The sequence below is a fragment of the Flectobacillus sp. genome (genome assembly GCF_049240685.1).
Classification (GTDB): domain Bacteria; phylum Bacteroidota; class Bacteroidia; order Cytophagales; family Spirosomataceae; genus Flectobacillus.
This window is the reverse complement of sequence record NZ_JBMLSD010000207.1, coordinates 1-8191: the sequence shown is the minus strand read 5'-3', so window position 1 is coordinate 8191 and position 8191 is coordinate 1. Positions and strand designations below refer to the sequence as shown.

9 protein-coding genes are annotated in these 8191 nt (G+C 37.3%); 2 read left to right on the top strand and 7 right to left on the bottom strand.

From position 1 onward, the window contains the following. The first annotated feature begins 117 nt into the window (after positions 1–117). Entirely contained in the window at positions 118–585 is a 468-nt protein-coding gene (locus ACOVQ4_RS09575) for a DinB family protein (protein WP_421820427.1), read from the top strand. Positions 586–889: 304 nt separating this feature from the next. Next, complete coding sequence (locus ACOVQ4_RS09570; RefSeq protein ID WP_421820426.1) at positions 890–2293, top strand: tetratricopeptide repeat protein; 1404 nt, start codon at positions 890–892, stop codon at positions 2291–2293. Positions 2294–2360: 67 nt separating this feature from the next. Here the strand turns inward: ACOVQ4_RS09570 and ACOVQ4_RS09565 are convergent, their stop codons facing one another. From ACOVQ4_RS09565 to sufC, 7 genes are all read right to left on the bottom strand, one after another. Continuing rightward, positions 2361–2774 (bottom strand): BrxA/BrxB family bacilliredoxin, encoded by a 414-nt coding sequence (locus tag ACOVQ4_RS09565; protein ID WP_421820425.1) that lies wholly within the window; start codon positions 2772–2774, stop codon positions 2361–2363. Between the two features lie 98 nt (positions 2775–2872). Continuing rightward, complete coding sequence (locus ACOVQ4_RS09560) at positions 2873–3184, bottom strand: SUF system Fe-S cluster assembly protein (RefSeq protein ID WP_421820424.1); 312 nt, start codon at positions 3182–3184, stop codon at positions 2873–2875. A 64-nt stretch (positions 3185–3248) separates the two neighbouring features. Next, positions 3249–3665 carry a SufE family protein gene (locus ACOVQ4_RS09555; protein WP_421820428.1) on the bottom strand — a complete coding sequence of 139 codons (417 nt, stop codon included), beginning with the start codon at positions 3663–3665 and terminating at the stop codon, positions 3249–3251. Positions 3666–3725: 60 nt separating this feature from the next. Beyond that, positions 3726–4958 carry a SufS family cysteine desulfurase gene (locus tag ACOVQ4_RS09550; RefSeq protein WP_421820423.1) on the bottom strand — a complete coding sequence of 411 codons (1233 nt, stop codon included), beginning with the start codon at positions 4956–4958 and terminating at the stop codon, positions 3726–3728. Between the two features lie 5 nt (positions 4959–4963). Further along, the gene (locus ACOVQ4_RS09545; protein WP_421820422.1) at positions 4964–5398 is read right to left on the bottom strand and encodes a GNAT family N-acetyltransferase; all 435 of its coding nucleotides are present in this window, start codon (positions 5396–5398) and stop codon (positions 4964–4966) included. Between the two features lie 348 nt (positions 5399–5746). Beyond that, positions 5747–7063, bottom strand: coding sequence for a Fe-S cluster assembly protein SufD (sufD, locus tag ACOVQ4_RS09540; protein ID WP_421820421.1), 1317 nt, complete (start codon positions 7061–7063; stop codon positions 5747–5749). 76 nt (positions 7064–7139) lie between these two features. Beyond that, positions 7140–7907 carry a Fe-S cluster assembly ATPase SufC gene (gene sufC / locus ACOVQ4_RS09535; protein WP_095160363.1) on the bottom strand — a complete coding sequence of 256 codons (768 nt, stop codon included), beginning with the start codon at positions 7905–7907 and terminating at the stop codon, positions 7140–7142. Positions 7908–8191: the final 284 nt, after the last annotated feature.

Genomic DNA, 8191 nt, shown 5'->3' with positions numbered 1-8191 from the left:
TTAGGAAATAATGTAAAATACCATTATTTTTTACAAAATATAGAAACTTACACTTTCAAAATCCGATATCAGAAGTAGACATTTTTAGAATCCTTCGTACACGACCAATCCCGAATCATGAATGTAATCCCCAGTTTAATCCAGCTTTTTGAAAGAGATTTGCAAAAACTCAAAACCGAAATAGTTCAATATTCTCAGGATGAACATTTGTGGTTGGTAGCACCTCAAATCAACAATTCTGCAGGAAACTTGGTACTTCATCTTATTGGTAATTTGAATACTTACATCGGAGCAGAAATAGGTAAAACTGGATATATCAGAAATAGACCCTTGGAATTTTCTGAAAAAGGTTTATCCAAAAACGAATTACTCAATCGAGTTACCGAAACCCTCGATATCGTCAAAAATAGCCTAATTACGTTACCAGAAGAGGCATTGGAAGAGGAATATCCACAATTAGTTTTTGAACAAAAAACATCAACAGGCTATTTATTAATTCATCTAACAACTCATCTTACGTATCATCTTGGTCAAATCAATTATCATCGTAGGCTATTAGACAAGGTTTCTCACGAGTCTCTTTAGCGCCGAAAAACGTTATTCGATTTAGTTTTTATTCATTCAATTAAAAGAATACCCATTCAGATTAAAACAATTTTATCTTAAAAAAATACAAATAAATAGAGTTGTAATTTCAATCCTTTAGAGGAGCAAATCTCGTTTGCGATTTTGAAAATAAAATCTTATCTTAGCAATAAGTCGTTATTCAACAATTGAGGAGAGTGTTCCCCTATTAACCACTAACATTTTTTGGCTATTAGAAATTGTTAGATTCAGAAACGTAATAACCACCTCGTATTAATTGTATCTTATCCAATTTATAAACATTATGGAACAAGACTTTGAAGACCGTCATGAAGATGTTCTCCAATCGGTAAGGCGTTTTGAATCGATGTTAAAACGTGCCGAGAGCTCTTTTTTCGACTTAGATACTTTTGAGCAAATTGTAGAGCATTATATGGAAGAAGGAAAATTCGAAGAGGCTGCCCAAGCTTGTGAAATTGCTTTGGAGCAATATCCTTATTCGGTGGAGCTGATGCTATGCAAAGCTGAACTTTGTTCCAGCCTTGGTGAATATGAGCAAGCTTTAGATATCTTGGCGCGTGCCGAACTTTTTAATCCTTCAGACAACGATATTATCTTTTTGAAAGGAACCATTTATAGCCTAAAAGGAGATTACCAAGCAGCCATAGCTACCTTGACAGAGACACTCGAGCAAGCTGAGGACAAAGATGAAGTATATTATCACATTGGCTTGGCTTATCAGAGTTGGGGGCGCCATCACAATGCTGTTGCGGCCTTCAAACAAGCCATTGAGGAAAACTCCAATAATGAAAATGCCTTGTATGAATTGGCTAATAGCTTGGAAGTTACAGGCAAACTAGAGGAAAGTTTGCCCTATTATGAGAGCTTTATCGACAATGATCCCTATTCATCGAATGCTTGGTACAACATTGGTATTGCCTATTCCAAATTAGGAAGATTTGAGGAAGCCGCCAATGCATACGAGTATGCGGTGGCGATTCAAGATGATTTTGCATCGGCTTATTTCAATTTGGGAAATGCCTACATGAACCTTACCAATTGGGCCAAAGCTGAAGAATGTTATCGCTATTGTTTAGAACATGAAGAAAAAAGCCCTGAGGTCTATTGTTGTTTAGGAGCAAGTATCGAGCGTCAAGAGCGTTTTGATGAGGCCATGCATTATTATAAAGATGCCATCAAATTAGACCCTCTCTGGGATGATGGGTATTTTGGAGTGGGTATTTGTCTTTGTGAAAAAAAGAAATGGTTTGAAGCCATCCATTTTCTTAAAAAATCTATTGAACTCAACAAGCATAATACATACTATTGGCTCGCATTAGCCGATGCAGAAGCCAACCTTGGGAGCTTGGTATCTGCCGTGGAGGCCTATCAAAAAGCCGCTGAGCTTGACCCTCAAAACACAGAAGCTTGGATAAAATGGTCGGTATTGAACCACGAACAAGGCAATTATGACGAGGCTGCCAACCTAATGTTGAGTGCCATCGACGAGCTACCCGAAGAATCCGAGTTATATTATCGGGCATCGATTTATCTGATTAAGGCAGGAAAATATAGAGAGGCTTTTAATTACTTAGAAACTGGCTTGATTCTCAATTTTAATGGGCATGAAATCATGTTTGAATATTTCAAAAATTTAGAAACTCAAAAAGCGATTTATCGAATTATTGAGCAATATCAGAAAAAGTAAAAATCTTTTACAACAAAAAATCCCCAAAGTCAGACTTTGGGGATTTTTTGTTTTGGTGAATCACCAATTAACAAAACTCATCAAATACCATTTCAAGGTGAGCAGCAATCATCTCAGCCGAACGACCTTCGATGTGATGACGCTCAACAAAATGAACCAAATCACCATCTTTGAAAAGTGCAATCGATGGAGATGATGGAGCATAAGGCAATGAATACTCACGTACTTTTGCAGTAGCATCTTGGTCAACCCCAGCAAACACAGTATACAAATGATCTGGTTTTTTGGCTGAGTTCCAAACCGCCTCTTTCACACCCGGGCGAGCAGTGCGAGCAGAACAACCACAAACCGAGTTGATAAACACCAAGGTCGTACCTTTTTCTGTCATCACTGAATCTACTTCACTTGCTGATTTCAATTCTTTGAAACCACCTTCTACGATATCAGCTCTCATTGGAGCCACTAAATGTTCTGGATACATAATTACTTATAAACAAATTTAAAAATTTGGAATTTCTTTAATAAAAAGTAGCTGAGATATCATTCATGAGGGTACAGCCAATTGCCTAAAGCCATCAACTACATAAACCCTAATTCAAGTTTTGCAACCTCTGACATCATATCTTGCGAATATGGAGGATCAAAAGTTAGCTCGACGCTCACATCCGAAACGCCATCTATTTCTCTAATTTTTTGTTCTACTTCTCCTGGTATCTGTTCTGCTGAAGGACAAGACGGAGATGTCAATGTCATCAATACATAAACATTATTTACTGGGAAGATTTTGATATCATAAATCAAACCCAATTCGTACACATCCACAGGAATTTCGGGGTCATATACCCTTTTGAGTGCCGTGATTACTTCGTCTTTTAATTCTACCTCAGTCATTGTTTTGATAAAAACTTGTTAAGTGGCTTATAGAAAGATAGTAATGCCCTTTCTGATGCTATGATTATTTGAGTTGATAAGCAATGGCGTAATTTTTCATTTGCTTTACCATCGAAACCAAACCATTTGAACGTGTCTGTGCCAAATGCTGACTCATGCCAATTTGGTCGATAAAATAAAGTTCAGATTCTGCAATTTCTTTGGGTGAATGCCCTGATAATACTCTAATCAACATACTTACCAAACCTTTGACAATTACAGCCTCAGAATCAGCTTCAAATATTAGATTATCACCCTCTTTGTGGGCATTTAGCCACACCTGACTTTGACAACCTTTGATAATATTATCTTCTGTTTTTTGGTCTTCGGGTAAGCCTTTCAGCTTTTTTCCCATATCAATAATATATTCGTATTTATCTGCCCAGTCATCAAAAAGTGCAAACTCTTCGATAATTTCGTCTTGTATCTCGTTGATTGTCATTGATTTTTTATTCATCTAGTGAATACCTAAAATTTTATTCACTTTCTATAAATTATGAAATTAAGCAAGCATTTTCTTCACACGGTGAAGACCCGCGATTAAACGATCTACCTCTTCAATTGTATTATAAACCGCAAAAGAGGCTCTTGTAGTTCCAAGAATTTTAAAACGTTTCATTAAAGGTTGAGTACAATGATGCCCTGTACGTACTGCAATACCCAAATTGTCCAACAAAACGCCAATATCTTGTGGGTGAATGCCTTCTATCACAAAACTGGCAACCGAAACTTTATTTTTGGCCTCGCCAATCATTCTTAAACCTTCGATTTGTAATAATTGCTCAGTAGCATATTGCAAAAGCATATCTTCGTGAGCCGCAATTTTATCACGACCAATTGAGTCCATGTATTCCAATGCAGCTTTGAGCGCTACAACATCGGCAATATTGGGTGTGCCTGCTTCGAATTTGTAAGGAAGTTCGTTGTAGGTAGTTTTTTCAAAAGTCACTTCTTTAATCATCTCACCACCACCCATATAAGGAGGCATGGCTTCTAGTAAGGCTTTTTTGCCGTACAAAGCACCAACGCCTGTTGGTCCGTACAATTTATGTGCTGAAAACGCATAAAAATCTGCGTCTAAATCTTGAACATCAATGTCTAAGTGAGACGTTGCCTGTGCACCATCAATCATCACAACTGCTCCTACCACATGTGCTTTGGCGATAATTTCTTTTACTGGGTTAATCGTTCCCAAGGCGTTTGATACATGGTTTACCGAAACCAATTTTACTTTTTCAGAAAGTAATTGGTCGTATACCTCCATATCCAACTCACCACGATCGTTTACTGGAATTACTTTGAGCGTAATACCTTTCTCTTCACATAGCATTTGCCAAGGTACAATATTAGAATGGTGCTCTAGTCCTGAGATAATGATTTCGTCACCTTCTTTGATAAACTTACGTCCGTAAGTACTCGCTACTAAATTGATACCATTGGTAGTACCAGAAGTAAAGATAATTTCTTCGGTCGAGGCTGCTCCCAAAAATTTACGTACTGCTTCACGAGTAGCTTCAAAATCACGTGTAGCACGTTCGGCCAAAGTGTGAATCCCACGGTGAATATTGGCATTATCAAATTCATAATAATGCTTAAGTGCGTTGATAACAGTAATAGGCTTTTGAGTAGTGGCCGCATTATCAAAATACACTAATTTTTTCCCATTGATTTCTTGATCTAGTACAGGAAAGTCTGCTCTGATTTTTTGAATATCTACAATCTCGGTGAGTGTCATGGCAGTTACGTGTTTTTGGGAAGTTCAATAATAAAATGGTGGCTAGCAATTCTAAATTTCTTTTGAAGATACAAACGATGCGCATCGTGGCGCTGATGACCCGAATCGAGATGAATGGCGTCACAGCCTAGTTCGATAGCATACTGTTTGATAAAATCTAAGAGCTGACTGGCTCGGCCTTTTCCACGGGCTTGGGGCAATGTACTGAGGTCGTCGATATAGATAATTTTGCCAGCATAAAACAGATTCATACATCGGAATCCTACGGCTGACCAAATTTCTTGATTTGGTTCTTCGACAAAAGCGATTTGATAGGACTCCTTTTGCATTTGCTCATACATTTCCACAAAACGCTCTACGGTAAGATGTGGTCGTAGCTCGTGTATTACAGGAAAGCATCGAAGCAAATCTTCATGTGATTGAACCAGTTTGATTTGCATAGTACCTAAAAAAGTAGGAGTTATGAATTAGTGTTGAATTATGAGTTGTAAAGGTGAAATTTTAATTATCAATATCTTACCTCTTCGTTTGATTAAATCATACTTGGTACGACTACCCGCTTTAAGTAATTAATAACCAACAACTTGCCTCAAAATCAACTTAATTTTTTATCACTACTAAAATAAGAGTGTCGGGGAATAAGTTTTGAATTATGAATGTAGAGTTTGTGAATTATGAATAAAAATCTTTAATCATAGATAATTAAAAACTTACATTTACAACTCATAATTGAACACTCATACCTACTTAATACCCGACACAGTTCTGATTTTTCTTTAAGATCAATCTTACGCTTGATATATTTTCTCAACAATAAGGCCTTCCAAGTATTCTTTAATAGCTGGAATTTCCATTTTGTCGATTACTTCTTGTGCAAATGCTAACATCAACAAAGCACGAGCAGAATCTTTAGAGATACCACGCGCTTGCATATAAAACAAAGCATCATCGTTTAATTGACCAGTAGTTGTTCCGTGTGAACACTTCACATCATCTGCCCAAATCTCCAACTGAGGCTTCGTATTCATCGTTGCATCGTTTGAAATCAACACGTTTTTGCAAGACTGGAAGGCATTTGTTTTTTGCGCATCCTGTCTTACATAGATTTTACCGTTGAATACCCCCGTTGACTTATCTTTCAAGATACCTTTATATAATTCGTTTGAGTTCGAATTAGGCTTGGCGTGGTCAACAGCTGTGTGGTTATCTACGTGTTGTTTTCCGTTTGGAATGTACAAACCAAACATGTTAGCTTCGGCATATTCGCCATCAATTTTGATATTGAGGTTATTACGCACAAAACCACCATTTGCAGTTACGGTGTTTGCCGTAAATACTGAACGACCTTCTTGATATACCGCAGTGGTACCAATATTATACGATTGGTCTGTTTCGTTTTGTACTTTATAATAGTGTACGTTTGCCTCTTCTGCTACGTAAACCTCGGTCACAGCGTTAGTGAAAGCCAACTTGTCACCAAACGAGCGATATGCTTCTGCTACTTGGACCTCGGCACGTTTACCTACTACAATCAAGTTGCGTGGTTGTGCAGCTACGTTTGTTTCACGAGCATCTGCAATAAAACGCAAGATGATTGGTTGCTCTACCACTTTTTTCTCTGGTACGTAAATAAATACACCATTTTTAGCAAAAGCAGTATTTACAGCGGTAAAAGCATTATCAGCAGAATCAGCATATTGGTTGAAATACTTTTCAATAATATCGGCATGCGACTTGATAGCCTCCGCCAATGGAAGAATGATAACCTCGTCTGAAGGGCTTACAATGGTACTTAATGTAGGGTTGTAAACACCATTAACAAAATATAAAATATTGCCATCCAAATTTGGAATAGCCATTTGTTCTACATCAGCAGCACTAAAGTTTGATGGAGCATTAAATGTAAAAGACTCATTTACCAAGTTTTTTACGTTCGAATACTTCCATTCTTCATGCTTGATTGTTGGGAAACCCAATTGATCGAAGGTTTGCAAAGCCTGCTGACGCACCAAATGAATCGGGCTTTTGGCCTCGCCATTCATTTTGCCTTCAGCATCTTTAAAGTCAGCAATTAATTGTGCCTTCAAATCAGTATTACTATTCATTTTGTTCGATGATTTGATAATTGGTAGATTGTTACTGTACTACCTTTGAGTAAAACGCCTCAAAGATTACCGAAAATTAAGCGCTTACTTCAGCCGCGTCAACTTCAGCTTTAATCCAATCGTAACCTCTTTCTTCAAGTTCAAGCGCTAATTCTTTTGTACCTGATTTTACGATTCTACCTTTATATAATACGTGTACGTAGTCTGGAACGATATAATCCAACAAACGTTGGTAGTGCGTAACCACGATAGTTGCGTTGTCTGGTGATTTCAATTTGTTTACACCTTCAGCTACGATACGAAGTGCATCGATATCCAAACCTGAGTCAGTTTCGTCAAGAATGGCCAATTTTGGTTCTAAAACTGCCATTTGGAAAATCTCGTTACGCTTTTTCTCACCACCAGAGAAACCTTCGTTCAACGCACGGTTCAACAAAGACTGGTCGATATTTACGTAAGACATTTTTTGTTTAAACATTTTCAAAAACTGAACTGCGTCCAATGGCTCTTCACCACGGTATTTTCTGATTTCGTTTACAGCAGTTTTCAAAAAGTTAGTCGTCGAAACACCTGGAATTTCAACAGGGTATTGAAATGCAAGGAAAATACCTTCGGCAGCACGTTCTTCTGGAGCCAAATCCAAAAGGTCTTTGCCAAAGAAATCTACCGAACCTCCTGTAACTTCATAATCTTCGCGACCTGCCAAAACAGAAGCTAAAGTACTTTTACCCGAACCATTTGGTCCCATGATAGCGTGAACTTCACCAGCTTTAACTTCTAAATTGATTCCTTTCAGAATTTCTTTTTCACCAATTTTGGCTTGTAAGTTATTTATCTTTAACATTTTCTTGGTAGTGATATTTGACCTATGACAAACGTTGTAGGATTGGCCTCCTCAATCAAAACTTACTGATTATCATTTGAAAGTATTCTTTCATCTGTCAGGAGACAACACCTATTTAATTTAGGCACAAAATTAATTATTGGATTTTTCAAATACTATACTTTATTTAGAACAACTCTAAACAAATTGAAAAAGTTTATATTTATCCACATTTTTCTCAAAAAAAATGACGAAAGTCAGTGATTTTTTTTCTGAAATTTTTAAGAATGGCTTGGGGCGGGGGG